Raw genomic sequence first — 22755 nt, 5'->3', positions numbered from 1 at the left:
CAGTCCAGTAGCGTTTCTAATAAAAGTTAGCTAAAAGCCTCATTTATTCAGTGTATTTACTGGAAAGATGAGGCTTTTTAGTCCAAAAGATAGTATTGTAAATTGTGATTTTTTAGAAATTATGAAAGCGATCGCTAAAGGATAAGGGTCTACTCAATACTGTTCGGTTAAGGCAAGAGACGCGATGAATCGCCGTCTCTACAATAATCGGTCTTTTGTAGAGACGGCGATTTATCGCGTCTTTATGATGATTTATCGAATCTTTGCGATCTAAAATTTTCATCAAAAAACCTTAACCAAACCGTATTGAGGGTCTACTATATCTAGTCCGAGAATTTTACTCCCCCTCTTCCAGTAAAAAAAGTTTTTCGGTTCCTCTGAAAAGAGGGTTGGAGAGAGGTAGTAGGGAAGGAGTTATTTTTGTGAGGACTGTATTGGACTTAACAGAGAAGCGCTATAGTCCAATTTGGACTAACATAACTGAGTGTTCGTAGTTTACAGCCGTAGGCATCGCTTGCCTTGTCAAAGACTAATGACTAAAGTAACATCTCAAGAAATTGCACAGTTTCGCTCTCAATTGGCAGACGATCCTAGCGATATGGAAGCGCTGGATTTAATTGAAGACTGTGATGGAGATTTGGAAGATGCAGCAATGACGCTAGCTATCCGAGCAGGACAACAACCAGAAAGAGCAAATTCCGAGTGGTTAGATGCCTTGGCTAGAAAATGGCGTGTGGTCATTTGCGAACAAGAATATCGAGAAGATTTGCTTAATACTTCTCTTCAGAAGATGATGGAACATCTAAAAACAACGCCAACATTTCCTAAGATTTTGGCAACGCCAGTTTTGCTATATGTCCTCAAGCAAGGCGTAAACAATTTTTGTGAGCCACTAGATTTGCTAAAATGATCAGCCCATGTACATTTAACTTGTGCGATGCCTGCGGCGGGCTACGCCTACGCGGTTTGCAGTTGAGTTACAGACCTAACCCCCAGCCCCTTCCCTGCAAGGGAAGGGGAGTAAGACTCTTAACTCCTAACTCCTAACTTTTAACTTTTACCCAATGCAAGATGATTCAACCAGGACTGATACGCTGTTAATTAAGGCAAAACTTCTATTAGACAAATTGTAAAATCAATGAATTACCTTGTTGCCGTATTACCAGACCGCATTCAAGCCGAAGCTGCTTACTTAGCTTTAGAAAAAGAAGGCATTAACAGCACTATTTTGGGGAGGGGGTATAAAACGGCTGACGAGTTTGGCTTAATTGACCCCCAAGATCAAGCTAAAAAGCAAGCAAAACAGATGGCAACCTGGCTGATACCATTTGGCTTTTTTGCAGGTTTTACATTCAGCCTGATTACTAGTTTAGATACTTTTGCCTGGGCGGGTGAAGTTGGCAATCACATTGTTGGCGGACTGCTGGGTGCTGCTAGTGGTGCGATGGGTGGTGTGGTTGTCGGTGGCGGAGTCGGTTTACTTATAGGTGGTGGTGATGCTTTACCTTATCGCAACCGCTTAGATGCAGGTAAATATTTAGTTGCCGTTCAAGGTTCTGAAACTCTGACTCGCCAAGCAACCAAAATATTACGTCAGTTCGATCCAGAAAATATCCAAGGTTATGCCGACACAAATACTGTGTATTGAATAAATCATAGTTTACAGATTTATTTTTAGCCCACTCCTCCTTATTGCCACGAATTAGGGTGTGGGTGAAGGATTTGGATGTTTTCCTGCGTAGTAGACAACGACTTTCAATTGTTCTTCATCAGGAACGTAAAACACTCTGTCCCCTTTTGTTACCTCATATTCCCATGCCCCCTTGTAGGGTTTGCCCTTTAAAGGAAAAACACGCCCAGGCTGTCTGGTGGTTGGTGCAGTACATAAATCCTCGTAACAACGACGTGTGTTTTCTGAATGGCGCTGCATTAAAGCTTCCCAGCCCCGATTCACCCGACGATTTTTAGCTACCACCAACCACAAGTGCTTTCTATCTCAGATAATGCTGGAGCCGTCAGTTTAACGAATGGCGGCTCCACATTCTCAACTATTGGATTTTCTTCTTGGTTATCTGACATACTTTCATTCAGACAGCACTCTGAGTAGATGGCGGCTTTAATGGTACTTCATCAGTCTCGACACTAAAAGCATCTGCCAGTTCAGGACTAGCGATCGCTACGGCGCTTTCATGCCATTCATGGATGATCGCGTCAATTATCTCCCATGCTGTAGTTGAGGAATCTATCAACCGAAAAGCTTCACTCAACTCCTTGATAAAGTCTTGCAGATCATCTTCTTCAAACACACTCAGCCATCCATAAGGATGTTCAAAACCGATTTCCTTTCCCAGTAACAAAGAAAAGGCGACCGTTAATGCCTCAAAAACAGCTTGACTCTGTGTTGCTGCCTTTATGAGAAAAGTCACTTCCTCCCGGCGTAACAAAGCAAAAGATTGATCGTTGCGAGTAATTGTCACTGGACGTTCTAAAGCTTTGTCCAGAACTCGCCCAGGCTGACGATTCAACTCAGTGGCTGTAATTAACTCATCTGAGTAGATATTGCCGAAAGTCCCGATAGACATAAGTTATGCGTTTTTAGTCAACGCCGATTTAAGAAAATTATTAGTCCCTACGTATAATTGTATGTACTATTCATCTGGGGTCAATAGGGATTAAAACTCTGGATGCTGGAACTATCAAAAGAAAAGCATGAAAGTTACTAATGGCTGAAATGGGAATTAAAGCTAGAATCAGGATAGTTATAGCAGATTAATTCTCAATTAATAATTCATAATTTTTAAGAATGTTGCCACGAGAAGAACTTTTAAAAGGTGTTGAAAATCGAGATAGTGTAGCTCGTGCAATCGATCAAGCGGAGCAAGCGATCAAAACTTGGGAAGTAGTTTTGACAGATTTTCTATCTCCCCCAGAATTGGCAGAAATTCAACGGGTGTTTAACCGATTAACAGAAGTGCAATTAGTCGCGTGGGGTGGATATCCCCAAGCTGAACGTCAAAGAATAGCGATCGCTCGTTCAGAACTTCCGTTAGATCAATCTCAAGTCAGCCTTGTAGCTGTAGAAATTGCTGGTAATTTCCTGTTTGATACCGCCTCCCACCGCGACTTTTTAGGCGCAATGTTGGGGACGGGAATTGTTCGTGAAAAGACGGGAGATGTGATTGTCTTAGGAGAACGAGGGGCGCAGGCGATTGTTGCCCCAGAGTTGGTAGAATTTTTGTCAATGAGCCTCAAACAGGTGCGATCCGTTCCTGTGAAAACTCAGCAGATTGAGCTAACTGAATTAAAGGTTCGGGAACCCAAGAAAAAAGAATTAACTACTGTGGAGGCTTCTTTAAGATTAGATGCGATCGCATCTGCTGGTTTTGGTATGTCCCGCAGCAAAATGGTTGATTTCATTGATGCTGGTGATGTCCGCGTCAATTGGAAGGAAGTTACCCAAGCTAGTTCTCAAGTTAAATCAGGCGACTTAATCGCCATTCGCTCTAAAGGGCGTTTAGAAGTTGGCGAAATCGCCGTTACCAAAAAAGAGCGTTACCGAGTTCAATTAACAAGATATATGTAATAAGTTAGGAGTGAGGAGTTTTAAATACATCAGTTTATTTAACTTCAAACCCTTGTACAGACGCTATGAATCGCGTCTCTTAACTCCAAACTCTTGTACAGACGCGATTCATCGCGTCTCTACTCCTAAATAGATACTTAATACTTAGGCTTTAAAGCGTTTTGCTAACATATTCAGTAGAAGTTTGCGCGGTACAAGCCGAGATAATTTGCTTCTAATTTGAGTGGTAGTATCAGAGCTAATAACAGTTGGATAACCTTTTTCTAAAGCCTCTAAAGATTCCCAAACCACTTTTTCGGAAGAATAAACTTTATCTGTACTGCTTGCCAGCGCTGGAGGAAAATTAGCTTCTGCAAAAAAGTTTGTTTCTATTGGCCCTGGACAAGTGACTAAAATACGGACACCATACTGATAATTTTCTGCCCATAATGCTTCACTAAAGCTGAGAATAAAAGCTTTACTTGCAGCATAAACAGAAAGATATGGTATTGGTTGAAATGCGGTAATAGAGGATACGTTAATAATACTTCCAGAACGACGTTGGCGCATCAAGGGTAAAAACTTATGAGTTAAATCTACCAATGCTAAAATATTTAATTGTACGATTTTGACTTGTTTTTCTCCATCCCCTTCAGCAAAGTCACCATAGCAGCCAAAACCAGCATTGTTGATTAATAAGTCAATGGTTAATTCCTTTGATTTTGTGGCATCAAATACACTAGCTGCTGCATTAGGTTCTGTGAGGTCTTTAACTATAATGTCTACTTGAATGTTGTGTTGTTCTTGTAGTTGTTTAGCTAATTGGCTTAGTTTATCTTCAGAACGAGCAACGAGTACAAGATTTGTCTTGCGTGCAGCTAGTTCCTGTGCAAAGGCTTTACCAATACCACTAGAAGCACCAGTAATTAAAGCAGTTGGCATTATACATATTTAGATAGTTTTTAAGCACTTATAAATTTTAGCGATGTTGGCTATAATTTTTAACTACCCAAAGTGATATACCAAAAAGGGTAAAAGCATTACTTAGTACTGAAATGAAGGTTAGTTTTCTGTACTCAGAATTTCACAATGGAACCTATTGCAAAAATTGAAACACAGATTTACCGCTATCTCAATCTCAAATAATAGTTTGTGAAAATTTTTGCTAAATTCAGCCTTCCAATTGACTGATTATTCTTGCGGTTTTCTCTGAAAGTATAATTGCCGCTTATCCAGATATTTTTTCGGAAGTCCGATGTCAAAAATAATGATTTTTCTCATAGCGATCCAAATTCATTTTGAATTGCTAATTACCATTTTTCAGACCAATAGATAATTTCGGAGGTGGAACTATTAATAGCAACGCCGTAGCTATCTCCATGATTCCACTTAAAGCCAGGTCTACCTTTGTCATCTGTATTTAATACCAATATTTCATAAGTAGCCGGAAAAGATTCTGTAGGAGAATCACTAGTATAGAAGAAAGTTGTCGGCACACCGTTAGGTTGGTTTATGTGGTCGTTTGTGTCACCACCTATATATTTGTGCTTGGCACTATTTCTATATTGTGAAAGTAATTTTTCTATCTTCTTTGGTGGCTCTTTTAACCTAATTTGAAAAAAACTACTTCCTTGCAAAGCTTTGGGAGAGTAAGCAATACGAACGTCTTTAGCATCAGGGGGAATCTCATTAGGAAAATGTTTTACTTGGTCATTTTCAGACCATAGTTGACTACGAATTTCTTTGTAGCGTGATGTATCAGTTATAATTTTAGGCTCGCTAGTACTGCTAAAAGTTGTTCTCAGAAAAAAGCTCCCCCCGACAATACTAAGACTAGCAAGGGCTAATAGAAATTGCGATCGCTTCATCAAATTGGGTGTGTCTAACTTTCATAGTCATATACCCAACTAATAAACTAAATTCGTACTATTGCGGATATCCGATCAGAGATATTAACAGAAACTTTGTGTATTTAGAGGAAAATGGGGATAATTGTAAAATTAATGTGAAGTTGGTCAATGATTACCTAGTCAAATACCGTAGGCGATCCTCGTTGAGACTAGCCATGCATTTTTTTTCAATTCTTCCTGATGTAGCAACAACTAAAGCGGATATATAAATAGTAGATGCACCTTAATTAAATCACAGCCTTCAGCTTTTAGTTGAGGGCTTTTTTTTATTTTTGATACTTTTTTATTCTGGAACAAAAGAAATTTGATTAAAAGTCTAATTTGCCCGGATACGGCAATAAATAAAGCGGATTAATAAATGGTAGATGCACCTTAAAAAATTACAGCCCTCAGCTTTTAGTTGAAGGCTTTTTTATTGCTGATTTTTTTTAGTCGTGAAAAAAATAAATTTGTTCAAAAGTATAATTTTCCCGGATACGGCAATAAATAAAGCGGATTAATAAATGGTAGATGCACCCTAAAAAATTACAGCCCTCAGCTTTTAGTTGAAGGCTTTTTTATTGCTAATTTTTTTTAGTCGTGAAAAAATAAATTTGCTTAAAAGTATAATTTGCCCGGATACGGCAATAAATAAAGCGGATTAATAAATGGTAGATGCACCTTAATTAAATCATAGCCCTCAGCTTTTAGTTGAAGGCTTTTTTATTGCTAATTTTTTTTAGTCGTGAAAAAATAAATTTGCTTAAAAGTATAATTTGCCCGGATATGGCAATAAATAAAGTGGATTAATAAATGGTAGATGCACCCTAAAAAATTACAGCCCTCAGCCAAAAGCTGGAGGCTTTTATTATTTCAATATCGATGGCAGCAAACTGGGAGCTAACCACAATGCATAACCAATAAATCCAAACAGCAAAGTAATTAGGGCAGTAATGCCGTAGCTGATGCAAATTAATAAACCATCAGATTCGATCGTGGCAACAGTCAAAAGTAAAATACCGATAGTTGGGATAGGATTTGTAAACGGGATTGGTAATATTAGTAATACTGTTAATAAAGAGATACAAAACCCATTAATTCGCCAAATTAAAGGATTATGAGCTATTTTTGCTAATCGGGGACGGGCGATTTTATGGAAAACTTTGGTAAGCCGTCCCAAATTTTGCAAAAGTAACTGGGCGAAGGAACGAGGAAATTTGTAGTTAGCGATTCTTTTAGGTAGCCAAGGCGATCGCCTTCCTAAAACCATTTGCACTGACAACAGTAAACAAGCACCACCAAATGGGCCAGTTAACCCCGGTGGCATAGGAAGTAAAAAAGGCAAAACTAATAATGTAATTACCAGGCTGAAGCCCCGTTCTGAGGTTTCTGTCAGAATATCACCTAGAGTTAGAGGTTGTTCAGCTAGGCGTTGCAACAGGGACTTTATATCTTGAGAAAATCTCAGATGCATTTGGCGTGAGTTGATGCGAGTTCCCACTTTGTAGTAGAGGGAGATGAGGGAGAATAACTTCTAAACTCTGCCAATTTTAGATTTTGAATTGAAGGAAAATCTAAAATCTAAAATCTAAAATTGAATGACTCTTAACTCCTGCTTTCTGGGGGTACAAAAACAGCTATAGCTTTAGGTATAACCCGAAAATGAGCAGGTGTGTAAGTAGTGATTTCACCATCTGTATTGATAGGGCGAGGTTTGCGAGTATGTACCTCTATTTCTTGACCTTGAAGCGAGCGTACACTCTGCCAATGTATATGTCGCCCTCGTCGCATTGCGGGTAGTAATAATATAACCTGCCACCAGTGTTGAATCTCCAAGCTATAAAGGTCTAGCCTTTGATCGTCTATTGTGGCATCGTCAGCCACTGCCATACCACCACCGTAATAGCGGCCGTTACCGACCGCAATTTGCACTGTTTTGACGCGAACCAATTCACCGTTGATTGCAATCTCTGCTGTAAAAGGTCTGGCTTCCAAAAGCACTTGCAATGCAGTGGCAGCATAAGCAAATACTCCCCAACGGCGCTTGACTTCTTTGGTAAGTCGTTGGGTAATTTTTACACTCAATCCCATACTGGCAACGTTAAAAAAGTGCTTGCCATTCACACAACCCAAGTCGATGCGCTGTAAATGTCCATCTCCAATAATTTTGCAAGCTTCGTTGAGGGAATTTGGAATTCCCAAAGTTCTCGCTAGATCGTTGGCAGTTCCCAGAGGCAAGATTCCCAAAGGTAACTGAGTTTCAATTAAAGCATCTACGGCAGCATTTAGAGTACCATCTCCTCCGCCAATAATTACCAAGTCAACTTGATGCTTATAGCGAAGTATAACTTCAGCAAGATGTTTGGGATCTTCTGTAGACTCCTCCATTAAATCAAAGCCAAGTGTTTTCAGACTTTGAATCGCTTCCGACAGACCTTTTTGCCCTTGGCGAGCATGACGATTTACTAACAGCAGTGCGCGGGAACTCATGGGTGGTACCTTTTATTGTTGATATGTCCAATTATCCGCATCTATATTTTTTGCTTGAAGTTGACTACAAAAAAGTATTTAGACTGTTATGAAAGTTATCAAGAATTCATTTTGCTAATACTTATTATATTGTGACTAATAATTTTTAATTTTTCTTTTTCTTTAGTTTAGCTCTACTAGACCTCAGTGTGTTTATCTTCAGCAAATATAATTATTACTCGCTAGATAAATGAACTTTAGGTGTTTTTATTTATAAAATAGCGAGTTGCTCAAATATTATTATGCCAAACACAAGAGATATTTTTCATTAATATAGATACATATAGTGGTTCTAAGTTGAGTCCAATACAGACCTAACCCCCAGCCCCTTCCCTACAAGGGAAGGGGAGTAAGACTCAAAGCCTCTCTGCTTTTAGGAGAGAGGTTTGGAGAGAGGTCAAAGTCTATTGCATACAAACGATAGTCGGTATATATAGCAGAATTCAGAACTCAGGAGTAAAACACGCTTTATGTCTGGATAACAGACTTAGCTTGTGTACCTCAGCAATTTGAAATCTGCTATATATGGCGCTTTTGTGTTGAATCTAATACAGCGCTAGTTAGTTGCTATAAGTCTCTAGACATAAATAAATTAAAGTTTGTAGTAAGGACTTTAGCCCTGATAATCCTTGCTCTGAGCGAGAAATCGCTCACTACAAACTAAGAGTTTATTTTATAATTATATCTACCTACTTAACGGGGAAAACTGCAACGGGGAGAACTGCCGCAACGCAATAGCTTCCATACTAGTGTTGAGGAATAACATTCAAAGTCTCTTTGCTTTTAGGAAATTGGTATTACAATTATTTAATTTTTGCTTGAAAAAGTACTTGTATCTGTGTAAGAATTCAGCACCCAGAAGTCAGAAGTCAGAATTTAAAAGGAATGCAGCATGATTAGTACATTTATGTATCAAATCTTCTCCTAATTCTTTAACTATTCTGAATTATGAATTCTGACTCCTGAATTCTTACGTATCTGTCAACTTATGCTGTGACAGATTGAAAATTATCTACGTTAAAGCGATCGCACCTTGAAAGCTACTTTTTCGTGTCAATCCCTATATTCATTTTGAATTTTGATTTTATGACTTTTTCGGGTCGGTGTCGCCACTAATAATTGCTTGAAATACGTCTCCTAGCAAAAAGAAAAACGCTCCAAGCAATACTACAAGCATTAAACTCGCAAGGGCAGCAAAGGGAGAGAGGATAAACAAGATTAAAAGCCCAAACATTAAAATCTTTAATAATGTCTTATTCATCTTTTTTTCTATTGAATAATATGTGTATTCTCTACAAATAATCGATGAATTAACAATCTGTCACCTGTCTTCTGTTAGATTTTATCTGTGCGTGCTTACTTTTGTGGTCAAGGCGTTTTCTTTGAGAACTGCGAGTTGGTTTAGTGGGTTTGCGTTTGATTGTCACGACAACTGCGCTTTGAATGATTTCTTGAAGTCGTTTCAAAGCTGACTCGCGATTGTTCTCTTGGCTTCGGTGTTCCTGGGCTTTAATTACAACTACTCCTTCTTGGTTAATGCGGCGATCGTTGAGCTTTAAAAGCTGTTGTTTATAATAATCGGGTAATGATGATGCTGCAATATCGAAGCGCAAGTGGATCGCGGTAGAAACTTTATTTACATTTTGACCTCCTGCTCCTTGGGAGCGAATCGCAGTAATTTCAATCTCACTCTGTGGGATGATAACTTTGTTGGAAATTTGCAGCATTACTCACAAGGTAAAAGAGAAAATTGTAACTTTCAGATAAATTGTATTTACTCGGTTTGTTCGGTTAATATCATTACATCTGGGTCTTCATTGTTGTTCAAATTCACCTCTAAAGTCTGTCCTTGGATTGTCACTTTATCGCCCGGTACTAGTCGCCGTCCTCGTCGAGTTTCCAACATCCCATTTACTTGAACATCGCCACCTTGAATCATCAGCTTGGCTTGGCCTCCAGTTGGCACTATACCCATCAACTTTAAAAATTGATTTAACTTAATTGTGTTGTCTCTAATTTTCTTCATAGTCAATAAATGTACACAATCTTAATTGTATCGTGGTCTTCTCAAGCTAAAGCGTAAATCTGTTACATCAGATAATCAGCTAAGTACAGTATTTCATTAATTCGTAGCAAATTTAATTTGGCAATACTCTGCAATGGCATTGTGTTACCCTGCGTTTAACAACGTTACGCTTTTAGGCAAAACTTTGCTGAGAAATGTAAATTTACAGCAGTTTTCATTTAATTGAACTGTATATAGCGGTTCTCGGTTAAGTGAGGTACAAAAACCCCACCCCCAACCCCCTCCCCGCAAGCAAGGAGGGGGCTAAGATGTACCTCATGTGATTAGGAAACGCTATATGTTGTAAAAGCACAACAATGCTGTACCTCTACTGTGTGGTGCATTTACCTGAAAATTGCTAACTTTATTAATTGGCTGTGATGGAGCGACGCCGAGTAGCCCGTCGTAGATATCGCTCTAACAAAAACTGTAATACCAGTTATTATCTATAATGTTGATCGACAAAACTGCCAGATATGGGCTAAAAACTAGTCTGGAAAGTTCTTTTAATGTGTTCAGGGGACTGGATCTATGATTAAGCTTGGTTTATTGGTACAGTCCCAGAATAACTCTTTGGGTATCGGAAAAGTTACGGAAATATCTGATGCCAATGCGATCGTTGAGTATTTCTGCTCTATAGGCCAACGTCTCCAAAAAACTTTGCCTTTAAGTTCGCTCTCTGAAGTCAAGCTTGAACCCCAGGCTCGATGCTATATTAAGTACCAAACTCAGGATAAATGGATAGTTGGCAGAGTTTTTATCTGGGATGATGATACAGAAATGTATCAAATTGATTTACCAGATAAGAAAACTGCGATCGCATCTGTTGAAGATATTTACGTTCGTTGTAATCTACCAAATACAGACCCCATCCAAACTCTGGCGATGAAGGGTCACGAAACGCCCTATTTCCACGACAAAAGATTGGCTTTCGTGAAATCCTTGACTCAGCAACGCGCTGTGAGTCGCGGGATGACGGGATTGATTTCGGCAAATATTAATCTTTATCCTCACCAAGTTGAAGTAGTCAGGCGGGTACTGGAAGATCCAATTCAACGCTACTTGTTAGCAGATGAGGTGGGATTGGGAAAAACCATCGAAGCGGGTGCGATTCTCCGTCAATTTCTTCTCGACGAACCGAAAAAAGGTGCGATAGTCATAGTTCCGCAATATTTGCTCAAACAATGGCGGACTGAGTTAGAAAACAAGTTTTACATCTCCCATTTTGGCAAACGGGTAGCGGTGCTGGCGGTTGAAGATATTCATAAAATCAACCTGAAAGCAAGGATAGGCTGCTTAATTTTAGATGAAGCCCATCACATCGCCGCAATGGCAACCTCTAAGGATGCAACAGTACGCCAGCGTTTTCAGACTTGCAAAGAACTGGCTCATAAAAGCGATCGCTTACTTTTATTATCTGCCACTCCGGTTCTCAATCACGAGCAGGATTTTCTGGCCATGTTGCACTTGCTCGACCCGACAACCTATAAACTTGGCGATTTAGCAGGTTTCCGCACCAAAGTTGAAAGTCGTCAGCAAATTGGTAAACTTCTGCTTTCTTTTAAAGAAGGTGCAGAACCAGAGGTTCTCAAAAGCAACTTGCAGGAATTGCGAAACCTCTTGGCTGAAGATAAGTATTTTCTGAAGCTGGCGGATGATTTAGAAAATTGTTTACAAGCAAATTCTCCTGAGCAAGAGCAAATCGTCCAAGCGATTCGCGTCCACGTCAGCGATATCTATCGACTACATCGGCGAATGCTTCGCAACCGTCGCGCTGCGGTGGAAGACGTGATATTTGACCGCAACTTTACGCCCAAAGAAGAGTATGATTTAGACGAGCGATCGCTTGATATCCACGAAATCCTCAATCAATGGCGGAGTGTTGCTCCTGCTGAAAAGCAATATCAGCGAGTTTTTCTGCTGCTATTTCTCGCTGCTGGGACTTGGTTAGGCATTTTAGAGCAGGTAATTACGGCGCGTTTAACTGCGAAACCTCATGCTAAACTCATCCAGGAATTTAAAGAAGATGATGTTCGCCTATTAACTACAACCCCAAAATTCTCAGGGGAAGAAGAGATTCTCCAATCTTTACTAAAAATTGTTCGTCAACCTCAAGAGGACGGACAACGGACGGAAAATTTGAAAACAGTGCTGCTGAATCAGCTAGGTACTTATTTCAAAATTCCCGCAAACGTTCGGAAGAATCAAAAGGAATTCATCACGAGAATACAGCAGAGAATCAAAAGACCAATTACTGGCGATATTCTGCCCAAATTTATTGTATTTACCAGTTTTGTGCAAACTTGTGGCGAAATTGTCCGTTATTTATCTGATACCTTTGGTGCAGAGACAGTAGCCAGCCATCAATTTGGAGAATCACCAGACAAAGTTGAAGAAGGCTTAAATCGGTTCAAGAATAACCCAAACTGCTTTATTTTAGTATGCGATCGCTCTGGAGAAGAAGGGCGTAACCTCCAGTTTGCCGATTGGTTAATTCATTTTGACCTGCCTTGGTCGCCTAATCAATTAGAGCAGAGAATTGGCAGACTTGACCGCATTGGCAGCAAAATTGGCATCCAATCTAGTGCCTTGATTGGCCCCTACTTGGAAGATAGCCCTCACAATGCTTGGTATAAAGTCTTAAAAGATGGGTTTGGTATTTTCCAACAATCAATTGCCAGTCTCCAGTTTTATGTAGATGAGAAACTTGCAGAATTAGAAACAGTTTTGTTTCAATCAGGTGCGGCTGGATTGTTAGAGATGGTTGCACCAATTCAAGAGCAAATTGAAACGGAAATAGCCAAAATTAGCGAACAAAATGCTCTAGATGAAATTGATGCCAACGATGAAATTGCTACCGAGTATTTTCAAGAGCTAGATAATTACGATGCTCGTCATCTAGAAATGAAACGAGCAATTGAAGGCTGGATTTGTGACGCGCTGGGATTCAGAGGACTGAATAACCCCGATTCATCAGAGATGCGACGTTATCAACCAACAACACGGACATTGGTGCCGATAAATGAGTTACAAAACCGTTTTGCTGAGAGTTCCCTAGACCAATTTGGTACTTATAATCGCAGAGTAGCAAACCAAAATGCTGGTGTTAAACTCTTTCGAGTTGGGGAAGGATTTGTTGAAGCACTCTTGAACTATATCAACTGGGATGACCGAGGTGAAGCCTTTGCTCTCTGGCGTACTGATGCATCTTGGGACGCGAAAGAAGGGAAGGAATGGTTCGGTTTTCAATGCAATTATGTAGTCGAGGCAAATTTAAGAATTGCCAAACAAGTTTTACTAGATAACAAACTAGATAATTCTCAATTCAAAAACTTGCAGCGCCGCGTTGATGCTCTATTTCCACCAATTATAGAAACTATCTATGTTGATGGTCGCAAGCAGCCAATCCGGGTTGTTGAGGATAAAGCTCTCTTAAGTATTCTACAACGTCCATATAAAGATAAAAACAATAATCAAGGACGAGATTACAACCTAGCAAAAGAGCGCTTAGGAATTATTGACGATTTTGTTGATCCTAGTAAATGGCAAAATTTTTGCTATGAAATGCGTAACACTTCTTCAGAATTACTTGCCAATCGTCCCGATTTTATTGACTTATGTCAAAGTTGTGCTAAGGTCGCTGAAAAGAAATTAGCCAATAGAGTAGAACAATTAGGTCTACGTTTAAATCAGCAAAGTTGGGATAATGCATTAGCTGAAGAATTGAAGATAGAAACTGCTTTAAATGCAGCCATTCTAGAAGGAATTCGCCAGCCGCTTCTGAGGCTTGATTCTGTGGGTTTTATTGTGGTATCGGGGCGATCGCTTATGCAATTTGAGTGATATGGTGTGTGATTAAATAGCTTTGGTAATCCTATTTGAAAGCTTGAGATCCCCGACTTTTTAAAGAAGTCGGGGATCTTTTTATTTTGGTGTTACTGATGACATTGCTATAAAAACATATACAGCAGTTCTCAAGTAGATGATGTACAAAGTGCAGGACTGCTAAAATTATGTTTTTATTGAGAATGAATAATGAACGAATAAGATTTAGAAAAAACGCGATCGCTGTTATTAGGCAGGGTGTAGTCCATCGCAGTATCAAATAATTCACAAACAACAGGAGAACCGATGACTGATAAAAAGGTCGTGCTAGTAACAGGAGCATCATCTGGATTTGGGCTGTTAACTGCTCAAAAGCTTGCTCAAGAGGGTTACTGGGTTTTCGGTACCAGTCGCAAGGAACATCCAACTGTAGAAGATGTGGAAATGTTGACACTCGATGTTACCTCTGAGTCTTCAGTGCAATCATGTATCAAACAGTTGCTCACACGGACTAATCGCATTGATTTACTGGTTAACAATGCTGGACAAATTCATGCCAGCATGATTGAAGAAACTTCTTTAGAACAAGCCAAGGAGGTTTTTGAAACCAACTTTTGGGGTGTTGTCCGAGTTAGCAATGCTGTTTTGCCAGTTATGAGACAGCAGCGTAGTGGGCATATTATTAATATCAGTTCAGTGGCGGGATTGATTGGCGCACCAGGCCAAGGTTTTTACAGTGCAAGTAAGTTTGCACTTGAAGGTTATAGCGAAGCATTGAGCGTAGAACTAGACCCTTTCAATATTAAAGTGTCTTTAATTGAGCCTGGTTACTTTAAGACCAACTTCAACCACGCCATGTTATCACCCACATTGAATTACGCTGATTATGACAATGTACGCGATGTGATTCGCTCAACTGTTAGTCAGGCAATTGCACAAGGCGACGATCCTGAAAAAGTTGCACAGACGATTCTATTTGCTGCTCGTAGTCGGTTGCCACGATTACGCTATCGTGTTGGCAATGAGGCACAATGGTTGCCTCGCTTAAAAGCAATATTGCCAGATAACTTGTTTCGATTTGGTGCGCGCAAGCGGTTGAATTTACCATAAATCACAGCCAAATCGACAACGCCCGATATTATATTATGTGCGCTTGATTGCTTATTAAACCCGAAGAACCCCACCCCGCCAAAGCTACGCTTTGTCTCCCCTCCCCGCTTGCGGGGAGGGGTTGGGGGTGGGGTGTAATGACGTGGTTAGCATAACTAATTATGCGGAGATATTACACGCTCAAAGAAGGTGCTAGGGCTAAAGTTTTTGTCAAATCGGTAAGAAGAACGCGATCGCAAAGGTTAAACAATTCTGCCTCAGTAGAAGTGTGTCGCATCAACCGTAAAAAATGACCTTCAGTGTCAACACTCAGGGCAATGTAGTTGAGGAACATTTTCAGGTAGCCTACGCGCGATCGCTCTGGCATAGTTGCTGCTGTGGGGGTTTGCCATAAACGATCGATATAGTTGCGTACCTCCGCTAAAGGAACGGGTGCGATCGGTTCTCTTCGCAAAGCTTGCCGTATTTGATTAAAAATCCAAGGATTCCCGATCGCCCAGCGTCCTACCATCACACCCGCCGCACCCGTTTGAGAAAGCACTTCAACAGCAGTTGTCGCCGAGTTGATATTGCCATTAGCAAGCACTGGACAATCGACTCGTCTAACGGCTTCAGCGATCAAATCATATTTAACTGCCCCGTGGTACATATCTTTCACCGTGCGGCCATGCAAACTCAGCAAATCAATGTTGTGGCGATTGATTATATCTAGAATTTTGTAAAAATTATCTGTATTTTCAAAGCCTACACGCATCTTGACGGTTAAAGGGCGATCGCTAACTGCTTGCCGTAGTTCTCCCAAAATCCGATCCACTTTTTCCGGCAAGAGTAGCAATCCACCCCCAACATTTTTGCGATAGATTCTAGGTGCTGGACAGCCCATGTTCAAGTCAACTCCAGCGATATTATAGTTGCAGAGTTCCTTTGCTGTTCTGACTAAATCTGGAATACTTTCGCCAATCATTTGAGCAAAAACGGGGCGACCTGTGTCGTTTTCGGTGATTGCTGCCAGAATGCTACGATTGAGCCGTGAGGTATCATTGACGCGGAAATATTCGGTAAAAAAGTAGTCAGGGCTGCCGTAGTGGGCAATCACCTTCATAAACCAGAGGTTTGTCACATCCTGCATAGGCGCAAGAGCCGTGAGGGGTAGGTGTGGATAGAACGATTGGGGGAGCGATACCTGGGGCATAAAGATGAAGAGCGATCGACAAAGCTTACTGTTAAGTTATAAATAGCTAGACGTAAATCAATTAAAGTTTGTAGTGTACCCCTTGCCTACGGCACGCTGCGCGAACGGGGAAGCAAGCTACGCATAGCGTCTCGTAGAGAGGACTTTAGTCCTAATAATCGTTGCTTTGAGCGATGAATCACTCACTACAAACTAGGAGTTTATTAGTAATCTTATTCAACAATTTTTTTATCAAAACTAACTAATACCACAAGCTGCTAATTTTACAGCTAAAGCATCAGGGTAGCGCCACGGTTGAGAACCACCAATCCAAATACGTGAGGGTAAATGACCGATTGGTGCTTTGAGACTAAAATTGAATTCTGAATTTGCATAACTATAATTGTATATATGCCAACCAACTTGATTACAAAAAATTCCATAGTCGCCATTCACGTTTTTGTAAATAAGTGTCTGTATGCTAAAACCAAAGCGTTTATGACTGTAATTCACCCATAAAAGGTCAATGGCCTGCAAATCTTCACAGGCAAGTTTCTCAAAATCGCTACTAAATATATAGCTACCTCTAGGCTTTGCTAGTGCTTGACATATTAGTTCCCAAGTTTCTCGATCTGCTAATTCCCATTTTCCCTTTGCTAATAAATCACGCAAATGCGTATAATCAATAGTCTTTACTGTACGATAATTAGAAATATTTAGCAATTTCTTTGGTTGTTGCTCCAGTATCTGTAAAACTTCTGTTGCCGATTGGAACCGTTGCGAAACGGCATTTTGTAAAAGTTTATCTAAGATTTCACAGAGGTGAACGCTAACAGTATTCTTTGCTTGTAAATGTTCTTGCCATACCCAGCGATCGCTAGTAATATCGAACAAATCAAAGGGAGAAATATCGGTAAGTAAGTAAATACATGTTACACCTAAGCTGTAAAGATCGCTGGCTGGTAATGCCTTTCCTCGCATTTGTTCGGGGGCGACATATTCTGGACTACCTACTATTGTGCCTGTACGAAGTTGCTTCATGTTATTGGCGAATTTAGCAACTCCGAAATCGATTAAAACCAGGTCTCCTCGACCCGAACGGCGCATAATATTTTCCGGTTTAATATCTCGGTGGATTACTTGTCGGGAATGGATAAATTGCAATGTGAGCAATAAACTTTTTAATATCTCCCAAATTTGTGGTTCTTGAAAAACGCCTTGTTTTTGTAATTCCTGGGCGAGTGTTTGTCCATCGACTAATTCTTCAACGATATAAAATTTTTGATTTTGTTCAAAGTGCGCTAGTAATTTGGGGATTTGAGAGTGTTCTAGTTCATTGAGATGAAGGGCTTCTTGATGAAATAATTTGACTGCCTTATGCCAAATCTCAGTATTCTCCTTTTGAAAACATAGTTGTTTGACTGCACATTTTGGTTGATCTGGAAGATGTTCATCAATAGCTAAAAACGTTCTCCCAAAGCCACCGCTTCCAATGACCGCGAGTGGACGATATCGCTGTTTAAGTAATAATTCCTGACCACAACTATTGCAAAAACGAGAACTGTCAGAATTTTGGGGACGTAGGCAATCAATATTGGTACAGTAGCTCATACTACAGGAGTTCTATTTGTTGGAATTACTATATATAAAGTATTCCCATTAGAAAAGCACTCTTACTAGTAGAAGAAACAGCGATGCCTAGGTTGGGCTACGCCTACGCACTTTAGAAGTTTTGGCATAGTAGTAGTGTACTGCCTGTTGCAAGCGATCGCTGCTTTGGTGCAACTTTGACTCTTTGAATTTTTTGTCAGATACAAGGGTGATATAACCGAATACAAGTGTCAAAAGCTACTCAACCCAACGCCAAATCCCAGCAGGTTTTTTCTGGAGCTAAAGCCGCATACTGGAACTTAGAACTAACCTATTACGTAACACCTGTAATCTGCAATTATTTTGGGAGCCAAACAGTTACATTGGGAATAACGCTCCCAATGGTTGTATAACAAATAATGGCTTCAAAGTGGTTTCTGATATAACTATTGAGCAGAATAGCATCGACTCTTTAGACAAAATTTTTGACAAGAAAGGCAATTTACTTGTGGCCACACCCATCGAATTCCGTCGAGTTAATTCTGTTCCAGAACCCTCTGTCACATTCGGGTTGCTGGCTTTGGGAATTTGGAGTACAAAAAATGCAATTTCAGATCGTCGAAAACAGAAATCAAAAAAGAATAAAATCTCTGTTTAAAGTTAGCGATGGAGGGCGATAAGGCTCTAAGCTTTAGCTAAATAACCTGAGCCGAATCAATTTGAGTGGCGTCCAATTACTAAACATTCATTTTGTACCCTGGTCAGCATATCGTTAAAAGCAGGAGTATAATAACCATCTTTATCAACAACCCTACGGAGAGTATACTCACCAGCCTGAGAAAGTCCGCCGAACCAAACGTTCTTTCTGTGCCAAATATCTCCATTGAGAGAATTGTTGTCTTGGGACATTGTGAAACTGACAATCGATTTTGAAACTGGTATTCCTAACAGAATAGGTGTGATTTGAGCTTGTTGCAAAGTTTCATCTTCAAACTGAATTTTGTAACTTACTTTAAACAATTGAATTAAACGTAGTAATATCCAGCCAGGAATTGAGTCATGAAAAGTCCACTGTAACGAGGCAAATATCGTTAAAAGCAAAGTTCTATTCTCTATATTCCATTCTAAATTGTACATAGTAATGCAAGTATCTGGCAGTGGATTGCCATCCATAAAAAACACACCTTTAAGGACAGATGGTAAGTTTGTTTCTTTGATTGGAATCATCCAGGTTGCAATATTATTCAGTTGCTTTTTCTCAATTAATTCAGCCATATAATTTGTAATTACTTCCTTTCGGCTAAAAGAATGTCTCGTTCCCAGTCTCCGACAGAGAATGCCGTCCTAGAGGCTCCGCCTCCCTTGCTAGCGGCAGAGCCGCCAGGAGCAGCATTTCCAGCCCAGAGGCTGGAAACGAGATTTGAAAAGGCTTTCAGCTTAAGTTGACACTAATGACATCTGTGCGCCCCTACTGGAAGTCCCTTACTCACAGTCGTTGAGCAAAACCTTGTAGTACCAAATTATTAGGAGTAACGGCAGTCACTTTTTCAAAATCCCACTTGACTTCTGTAATTGAGTCCCATTGATAGTTGTGGAATAGATGTAAACAGAAAATTTTGATAAAGCTAATTGATAAGGATGTACCAGGACAGGCTCGTTCATGCCCTTCGCCGTTCCAAGATAAGATATCTGAAAAATTTCGTGTTAGGTCAAAATCATCTGGATTTTGGTATCTATTGGCATCCCGATTAGCTGTAAGAATAGAGCCAAGCAAGCGAGTACCTTTTTGGAATGGACATTTTTGTTCTCCAATCTCAACTTCACCGGCTTCAGTGGTAAGTTGGCTAACAAATCGCACAGGTGGATAGAGACGAGCTGTTTCCAAAATTACTTGATTGAGAAGTGTTGACTTTTCTAGAGCGTCTGAGTCTAAAGTTTTCTTGCCATTCCAGACTGCATTCACTTCTGACACTACATCATTTCTGAGAGTATTATCCAAACAGAGAACACCAATAACTGATCCTAAAAGCGCACTCGTACCAGCAGTACCAGCAATATGAATCATATCGAAAAGGGTATTAGCGATTTGGTGTTCGTTCAACTGATACTGAGCGCCTGTTTCAAAGTAAGATGCCCATTTAGGTGATTGTTTATATCGCTTAGTTAAATATTGACGATGCCGAATTTTTGGCGCTGTTAATATTGCCAGCAGATACTTGCTGATAAAATTAGGCAAGGATGCAAGAGCCAAACCTTTAATATAACTATTGGATGCTGTGATTTCTTCCTCAGATAAAGATATCTGAAAAACTAGTTGGTGCAAACTCGACAGCATAATCTTTGGCAAATCGTTGCCGATGTGTAATTTGCCTTGTTTAGCAGCTTCTAACAGGCTTTGCTCAACTAGATTCCCTAAAAAATCTATTTTTTGAGATGCTTCTGGTAAGGCTTGTAAAATTACAGTACGTAGTCCTGTATGTTCGTTACCGTTTGTTCCCAAGCTCAGAGGGTTATCGAGCAAGTAGCTAGGAGCTAATATTCTGATCATGCCTAAATCATTTCCTCGCAGTTGGGGTTGGGTTTGCATTAGTTCTCTCACCTGCGAGTGAAAGGAATGCATAATTGCTTGGTCTACTGCAAAATACTTGTCTCCAATATTGTCTTTACGGATGTAGAGAAAGTTCCGCCATGCGTTGAGCATGATTGACGCATCCATGTAATAAAAAATCAAGCGTAGAAACTTGCCGATCGCAGTGTCGTAACCTACTTTAGCTAGTATAGGTGCAAGCCAAAGCTGGCGATCGTGACCTTTGAGGACTTTATCTTTAAGTGTCATAGTATTTATTTTGAGTCATTTGTCATTTGTCTCTAATTCAGATATTGATGCTCTGAGGGATTTTAGAAGGAAGTAGATACTCATAGGGTGGACGGTGCAAATTACGTTGCTTGATGGTATCTTCTACCTCCTGAAGATTACTTTGGAATGCTTTTAGCAATGGTTTTACTTTTTGGTCTGTAAAGTATCCTTGCTGATAATCACCCAGCTTGTTGTAATACACAGACCCCAATAAGCTGAGTAGGTTGTATTGCCGTTGCGCCTGATCTAAGGGGGGAAGTAAATTAAGGTAGTCTTGCTCAGTAACTTCTCTTTTGAGAGTTGATGCTGGTAAATAACCTGCCATTGGAATCGCTGCGGCATAGCTCATAAAATCTTTTTGCGGAAAGTTAACCGCAGCGTGTTGGGCGCTGGCAGTGAAAATAATCAGCGTAGTGGCATCAATCAGGTAATTGCGCGTTTTGATGCTCCCATCTTCGCCAAAATCGGGGATGCGACCACCATCGTAAGCTGAGATTTCAGCTGCCCACGCTTGCAATGCTGTGTCTTTTTGAATGTCTTCATCGGTGGTGTAGTAAAGATTTAGGTAGTCTGCAACCCATTGATGAATGGTATCCCAGACTAATAGTGCATCATCCCGGTAAGGATAAACAGGCAAGAGGTTGGGATCGTCTACACCGCGCTGTTGGAATTGCTTAGGTAAGATGGCACTGTTGAAACCATAGCTTTGCAAGCCTAGCACTGCTAAAACACGAGAGTTATCGATTGATGATGAGAGTAATCTATCGACACCACCGCCTGGAGCAATGAGAATACGTTGGGCGGCATCGTTAATTGCTAAAGTGCTGTCAAAATGCGGGTGCAGGAGAATTCTTAGGGGATGGGTGAGTGGCAGTTGTCTTGCGGTGGCGATCGCAAAAACACCAATTAACAAGTGAGTTCTTGCTAGGTGAGTAACAGCTTCGTGGTAGTTGGCATCTGCTATTTGGACTACTGTTTTGGCAAAAAGCCAAGAATATTTACCGGAGTTAGGGGTAACAATTGGATAATCTGGGCCTGGGTTTTGACCGCATTGAATGGCTATTGGACGCAATAAACGGTTGGAGTCTGAACCTTTGGGTAAGGCAAACAGTGCTAGGGGAGCATAGAGATATTTTTGCTCGTGTGGGAATGTACCGTTGACCGCACCATCTAAAATTTTATAGTCAGTTAAGTAGAGCCTGCCTTCAAGTCCGGCTGCTGCTAATGAATCGTCAGTTCCCATCACTCCTTGGTAATGTTCGTCTGTGACTGGGAAGCGATCGCCTAGAGTCGTTACTCGCGCGATCGTGACGGGATTGTAGCCAGCGACTCTCGTGTGGGCAAATACTTCATCTTCTTGGTGAGTTTTGGCGATTCCTGGCACACCAATCACTGGAAACAAATTTTCGTAGTCTTTAAGACTGGTTGCATGTCCTGTCGGCTGTCCTTCGTATAGAAGGTTAATTATTCTATTTAGGGCATCTCTGAGAATCACAAGTCCGTTTTCTTTCAAAATAGAATAAAAAAGATCGTCGAGTTCTCTAACATCTTTAGAGATGCCATTGAGCAAAAACTGAGGGATAATTTGCAGGATTCTTGCCAGAATAGTGATTTTTACTGGTACTGCTCCCTTAAACAAGGCTTCTAAAATAAACCTTTCGACATGATCGCGAATCGATTTAGAACCTTGATTGCCTCTATTGACAATCAAGGTATTGATAAACACAACTCGTAACTGCTGGGCTAATAAAAAATACCAGTTAGTAGCGAATTCTTCGGCAATAGAAAGCCGATCTAGCATCGCAATAGATGGAATATGGGTGTAGTTATATTGATACTCTTGCCTAGCTATATCTAAAGTATGAGTACTTGATGAGCTAATTGAATTTTCTGGTGATGAAGCAGTCATTGACCCTACTCATATTTAGTACGGGGAACTTTAATAACGCGATGTGCAACTTATTCTTGAAACCCCACTTCCAAACCTCTCCCCGAAAGGTCGAGAGGCTTTGATTCTTGCTCCCCTTCCCTATAAGGGAAGGGGTTGGGGGTTAGGTCTGAGAGAAAGTCTGCACACGGCGTTTAATAGTTTAGGATAAACAGGTTTGAGTTACCTAAACGTATTATCGCAATCAAGTTTGAAATTACGATTTTTCT

Annotated in this window: 23 protein-coding genes; 7 read left to right on the top strand and 16 right to left on the bottom strand. The window is 40.4% G+C overall.

Going from position 1 to position 22755, the window contains the following annotated elements:
* Positions 1-112: 112 nt before the first annotated feature.
* A complete protein-coding gene (locus V7K61_RS22215) occupies positions 113-283 on the bottom strand; it encodes a hypothetical protein (protein WP_335056567.1) in 171 nt (56 codons plus the stop codon).
* 249 nt (positions 284-532) lie between these two features.
* Here V7K61_RS22215 and V7K61_RS22210 point away from each other — a divergent pair, with 249 nt between their 5' ends.
* Together V7K61_RS22210 and V7K61_RS22205 are read left to right on the top strand one after the other, a co-directional pair.
* A complete protein-coding gene (locus tag V7K61_RS22210) occupies positions 533-910 on the top strand; it encodes a hypothetical protein (protein ID WP_099099288.1) in 378 nt (125 codons plus the stop codon).
* Between the two features lie 228 nt (positions 911-1138).
* A complete protein-coding gene (locus V7K61_RS22205) occupies positions 1139-1648 on the top strand; it encodes a hypothetical protein (RefSeq protein ID WP_335056565.1) in 510 nt (169 codons plus the stop codon).
* A gap of 54 nt (positions 1649-1702) precedes the next feature.
* Here V7K61_RS22205 and V7K61_RS22200 read toward each other — a convergent pair whose 3' ends face one another.
* Both V7K61_RS22200 and V7K61_RS22195 read right to left on the bottom strand, forming a co-directional pair.
* Complete coding sequence (locus V7K61_RS22200; protein WP_335056563.1) at positions 1703-1975, bottom strand: hypothetical protein; 273 nt, start codon at positions 1973-1975, stop codon at positions 1703-1705.
* Between the two features lie 112 nt (positions 1976-2087).
* On the bottom strand, positions 2088-2582 hold the full coding sequence (locus V7K61_RS22195) for a hypothetical protein (protein ID WP_335056561.1): 495 nt from the start codon (positions 2580-2582) through the stop codon (positions 2088-2090).
* Positions 2583-2803: 221 nt separating this feature from the next.
* Here V7K61_RS22195 and V7K61_RS22190 point away from each other — a divergent pair, with 221 nt between their 5' ends.
* Entirely contained in the window at positions 2804-3583 is a 780-nt protein-coding gene (locus V7K61_RS22190) for a photosystem II S4 domain protein (protein ID WP_104909074.1), read from the top strand.
* A gap of 144 nt (positions 3584-3727) precedes the next feature.
* Here the strand turns inward: V7K61_RS22190 and V7K61_RS22185 are convergent, their stop codons facing one another.
* The 7 genes from V7K61_RS22185 to V7K61_RS22155 form a co-directional block, all read right to left on the bottom strand.
* Positions 3728-4504 (bottom strand): SDR family NAD(P)-dependent oxidoreductase, encoded by a 777-nt coding sequence (locus V7K61_RS22185; RefSeq protein WP_335056559.1) that lies wholly within the window; start codon positions 4502-4504, stop codon positions 3728-3730.
* Between the two features lie 368 nt (positions 4505-4872).
* The gene (locus tag V7K61_RS22180; protein ID WP_335056557.1) at positions 4873-5430 is read right to left on the bottom strand and encodes a hypothetical protein; all 558 of its coding nucleotides are present in this window, start codon (positions 5428-5430) and stop codon (positions 4873-4875) included.
* A gap of 889 nt (positions 5431-6319) precedes the next feature.
* A complete protein-coding gene (locus V7K61_RS22175) occupies positions 6320-6925 on the bottom strand; it encodes an exopolysaccharide biosynthesis protein (protein ID WP_335056556.1) in 606 nt (201 codons plus the stop codon).
* A gap of 131 nt (positions 6926-7056) precedes the next feature.
* On the bottom strand, positions 7057-7941 hold the full coding sequence (locus V7K61_RS22170) for a lipid kinase (protein ID WP_335056554.1): 885 nt from the start codon (positions 7939-7941) through the stop codon (positions 7057-7059).
* Between the two features lie 1123 nt (positions 7942-9064).
* On the bottom strand, positions 9065-9241 hold the full coding sequence (locus V7K61_RS22165) for a hypothetical protein (RefSeq protein WP_335056552.1): 177 nt from the start codon (positions 9239-9241) through the stop codon (positions 9065-9067).
* A 49-nt stretch (positions 9242-9290) separates the two neighbouring features.
* Positions 9291-9707 carry an alternative ribosome rescue aminoacyl-tRNA hydrolase ArfB gene (arfB, locus tag V7K61_RS22160; RefSeq protein ID WP_335056550.1) on the bottom strand — a complete coding sequence of 139 codons (417 nt, stop codon included), beginning with the start codon at positions 9705-9707 and terminating at the stop codon, positions 9291-9293.
* Positions 9708-9754: 47 nt separating this feature from the next.
* Positions 9755-10006 (bottom strand): RNA-binding S4 domain-containing protein, encoded by a 252-nt coding sequence (locus tag V7K61_RS22155; protein ID WP_335056548.1) that lies wholly within the window; start codon positions 10004-10006, stop codon positions 9755-9757.
* Between the two features lie 570 nt (positions 10007-10576).
* On the opposite strand from V7K61_RS22155, the gene dpdE reads away from it, so the two are divergent.
* Positions 10577-13888, top strand: a complete 3312-nt coding sequence (dpdE, locus tag V7K61_RS22150; RefSeq protein ID WP_335056546.1) for a protein DpdE — start codon at positions 10577-10579, stop codon at positions 13886-13888.
* A 288-nt stretch (positions 13889-14176) separates the two neighbouring features.
* On the top strand, positions 14177-14980 hold the full coding sequence (locus V7K61_RS22145) for an oxidoreductase (protein ID WP_335056544.1): 804 nt from the start codon (positions 14177-14179) through the stop codon (positions 14978-14980).
* 172 nt (positions 14981-15152) lie between these two features.
* Here V7K61_RS22145 and V7K61_RS22140 read toward each other — a convergent pair whose 3' ends face one another.
* The 3 genes from V7K61_RS22140 to V7K61_RS22130 form a co-directional block, all read right to left on the bottom strand.
* Entirely contained in the window at positions 15153-16172 is a 1020-nt protein-coding gene (locus V7K61_RS22140) for a tRNA-dihydrouridine synthase family protein (RefSeq protein WP_335056542.1), read from the bottom strand.
* Positions 16173-16409: 237 nt separating this feature from the next.
* Positions 16410-17762, bottom strand: a complete 1353-nt coding sequence (locus V7K61_RS22135) for a serine/threonine-protein kinase (protein WP_335056540.1) — start codon at positions 17760-17762, stop codon at positions 16410-16412.
* 87 nt (positions 17763-17849) lie between these two features.
* On the bottom strand, positions 17850-17996 hold the full coding sequence (locus V7K61_RS22130; RefSeq protein ID WP_335056539.1) for a hypothetical protein: 147 nt from the start codon (positions 17994-17996) through the stop codon (positions 17850-17852).
* Positions 17997-18051: 55 nt separating this feature from the next.
* Here V7K61_RS22130 and V7K61_RS22125 point away from each other — a divergent pair, with 55 nt between their 5' ends.
* The gene (locus V7K61_RS22125; RefSeq protein WP_335056775.1) at positions 18052-18399 is read left to right on the top strand and encodes a CpcT/CpeT family chromophore lyase; all 348 of its coding nucleotides are present in this window, start codon (positions 18052-18054) and stop codon (positions 18397-18399) included.
* A gap of 56 nt (positions 18400-18455) precedes the next feature.
* Here V7K61_RS22125 and V7K61_RS22120 read toward each other — a convergent pair whose 3' ends face one another.
* Positions 18456-19016, bottom strand: coding sequence for a hypothetical protein (locus tag V7K61_RS22120; protein WP_335056537.1), 561 nt, complete (start codon positions 19014-19016; stop codon positions 18456-18458).
* Between the two features lie 33 nt (positions 19017-19049).
* On the opposite strand from V7K61_RS22120, the gene V7K61_RS22115 reads away from it, so the two are divergent.
* The gene (locus V7K61_RS22115) at positions 19050-19187 is read left to right on the top strand and encodes a hypothetical protein (protein WP_335056535.1); all 138 of its coding nucleotides are present in this window, start codon (positions 19050-19052) and stop codon (positions 19185-19187) included.
* A 40-nt stretch (positions 19188-19227) separates the two neighbouring features.
* On the opposite strand, the gene V7K61_RS22110 is transcribed toward V7K61_RS22115, so the two are convergent.
* Together V7K61_RS22110 and V7K61_RS22105 are read right to left on the bottom strand one after the other, a co-directional pair.
* A complete protein-coding gene (locus V7K61_RS22110) occupies positions 19228-20577 on the bottom strand; it encodes a cytochrome P450 (protein WP_335056533.1) in 1350 nt (449 codons plus the stop codon).
* Between the two features lie 37 nt (positions 20578-20614).
* The gene (locus V7K61_RS22105; protein ID WP_335056531.1) at positions 20615-22507 is read right to left on the bottom strand and encodes a lipoxygenase family protein; all 1893 of its coding nucleotides are present in this window, start codon (positions 22505-22507) and stop codon (positions 20615-20617) included.
* Positions 22508-22755: the final 248 nt, after the last annotated feature.

Origin of the sequence: Nostoc sp., from assembly GCF_036918015.1 — a bacterium.
In the GTDB taxonomy this organism is placed as follows: Bacteria; Cyanobacteriota; Cyanobacteriia; order Cyanobacteriales; family Nostocaceae; genus Nostoc.
The sequence above is the reverse complement of the archived record's forward strand: the minus strand, read 5'-3'. Positions and strand labels throughout refer to the sequence as shown.

What these genes read in the sequence shown, in the direction of transcription:
- V7K61_RS22105 (WP_335056531.1), bottom strand. Translation starts at nt 22,507, where the DNA reads ATGACTGCTTCATCACCAGAAAATTCAATTAGCTCATCAAGTACTCAT.
- V7K61_RS22115 (WP_335056535.1), top strand. Translation starts at nt 19,050, where the DNA reads ATGTCTCGTTCCCAGTCTCCGACAGAGAATGCCGTCCTAGAGGCTCCG.
- V7K61_RS22135 (WP_335056540.1), bottom strand. Translation starts at nt 17,762, where the DNA reads ATGAGCTACTGTACCAATATTGATTGCCTACGTCCCCAAAATTCTGAC.
- V7K61_RS22205 (WP_335056565.1), top strand. Translation starts at nt 1,139, where the DNA reads ATGAATTACCTTGTTGCCGTATTACCAGACCGCATTCAAGCCGAAGCT.
- V7K61_RS22180 (WP_335056557.1), bottom strand. Translation starts at nt 5,430, where the DNA reads ATGAAGCGATCGCAATTTCTATTAGCCCTTGCTAGTCTTAGTATTGTC.
- V7K61_RS22165 (WP_335056552.1), bottom strand. Translation starts at nt 9,241, where the DNA reads ATGAATAAGACATTATTAAAGATTTTAATGTTTGGGCTTTTAATCTTG.
- V7K61_RS22120 (WP_335056537.1), bottom strand. Translation starts at nt 19,016, where the DNA reads ATGGCTGAATTAATTGAGAAAAAGCAACTGAATAATATTGCAACCTGG.
- dpdE (WP_335056546.1), top strand. Translation starts at nt 10,577, where the DNA reads ATGATTAAGCTTGGTTTATTGGTACAGTCCCAGAATAACTCTTTGGGT.
- V7K61_RS22155 (WP_335056548.1), bottom strand. Translation starts at nt 10,006, where the DNA reads ATGAAGAAAATTAGAGACAACACAATTAAGTTAAATCAATTTTTAAAG.
- V7K61_RS22210 (WP_099099288.1), top strand. Translation starts at nt 533, where the DNA reads ATGACTAAAGTAACATCTCAAGAAATTGCACAGTTTCGCTCTCAATTG.
- V7K61_RS22175 (WP_335056556.1), bottom strand. Translation starts at nt 6,925, where the DNA reads ATGCATCTGAGATTTTCTCAAGATATAAAGTCCCTGTTGCAACGCCTA.
- V7K61_RS22170 (WP_335056554.1), bottom strand. Translation starts at nt 7,941, where the DNA reads ATGAGTTCCCGCGCACTGCTGTTAGTAAATCGTCATGCTCGCCAAGGG.
- V7K61_RS22145 (WP_335056544.1), top strand. Translation starts at nt 14,177, where the DNA reads ATGACTGATAAAAAGGTCGTGCTAGTAACAGGAGCATCATCTGGATTT.
- V7K61_RS22195 (WP_335056561.1), bottom strand. Translation starts at nt 2,582, where the DNA reads ATGTCTATCGGGACTTTCGGCAATATCTACTCAGATGAGTTAATTACA.
- V7K61_RS22110 (WP_335056533.1), bottom strand. Translation starts at nt 20,577, where the DNA reads ATGACACTTAAAGATAAAGTCCTCAAAGGTCACGATCGCCAGCTTTGG.
- arfB (WP_335056550.1), bottom strand. Translation starts at nt 9,707, where the DNA reads ATGCTGCAAATTTCCAACAAAGTTATCATCCCACAGAGTGAGATTGAA.
- V7K61_RS22215 (WP_335056567.1), bottom strand. Translation starts at nt 283, where the DNA reads ATGAAAATTTTAGATCGCAAAGATTCGATAAATCATCATAAAGACGCG.
- V7K61_RS22190 (WP_104909074.1), top strand. Translation starts at nt 2,804, where the DNA reads ATGTTGCCACGAGAAGAACTTTTAAAAGGTGTTGAAAATCGAGATAGT.
- V7K61_RS22140 (WP_335056542.1), bottom strand. Translation starts at nt 16,172, where the DNA reads ATGCCCCAGGTATCGCTCCCCCAATCGTTCTATCCACACCTACCCCTC.
- V7K61_RS22185 (WP_335056559.1), bottom strand. Translation starts at nt 4,504, where the DNA reads ATGCCAACTGCTTTAATTACTGGTGCTTCTAGTGGTATTGGTAAAGCC.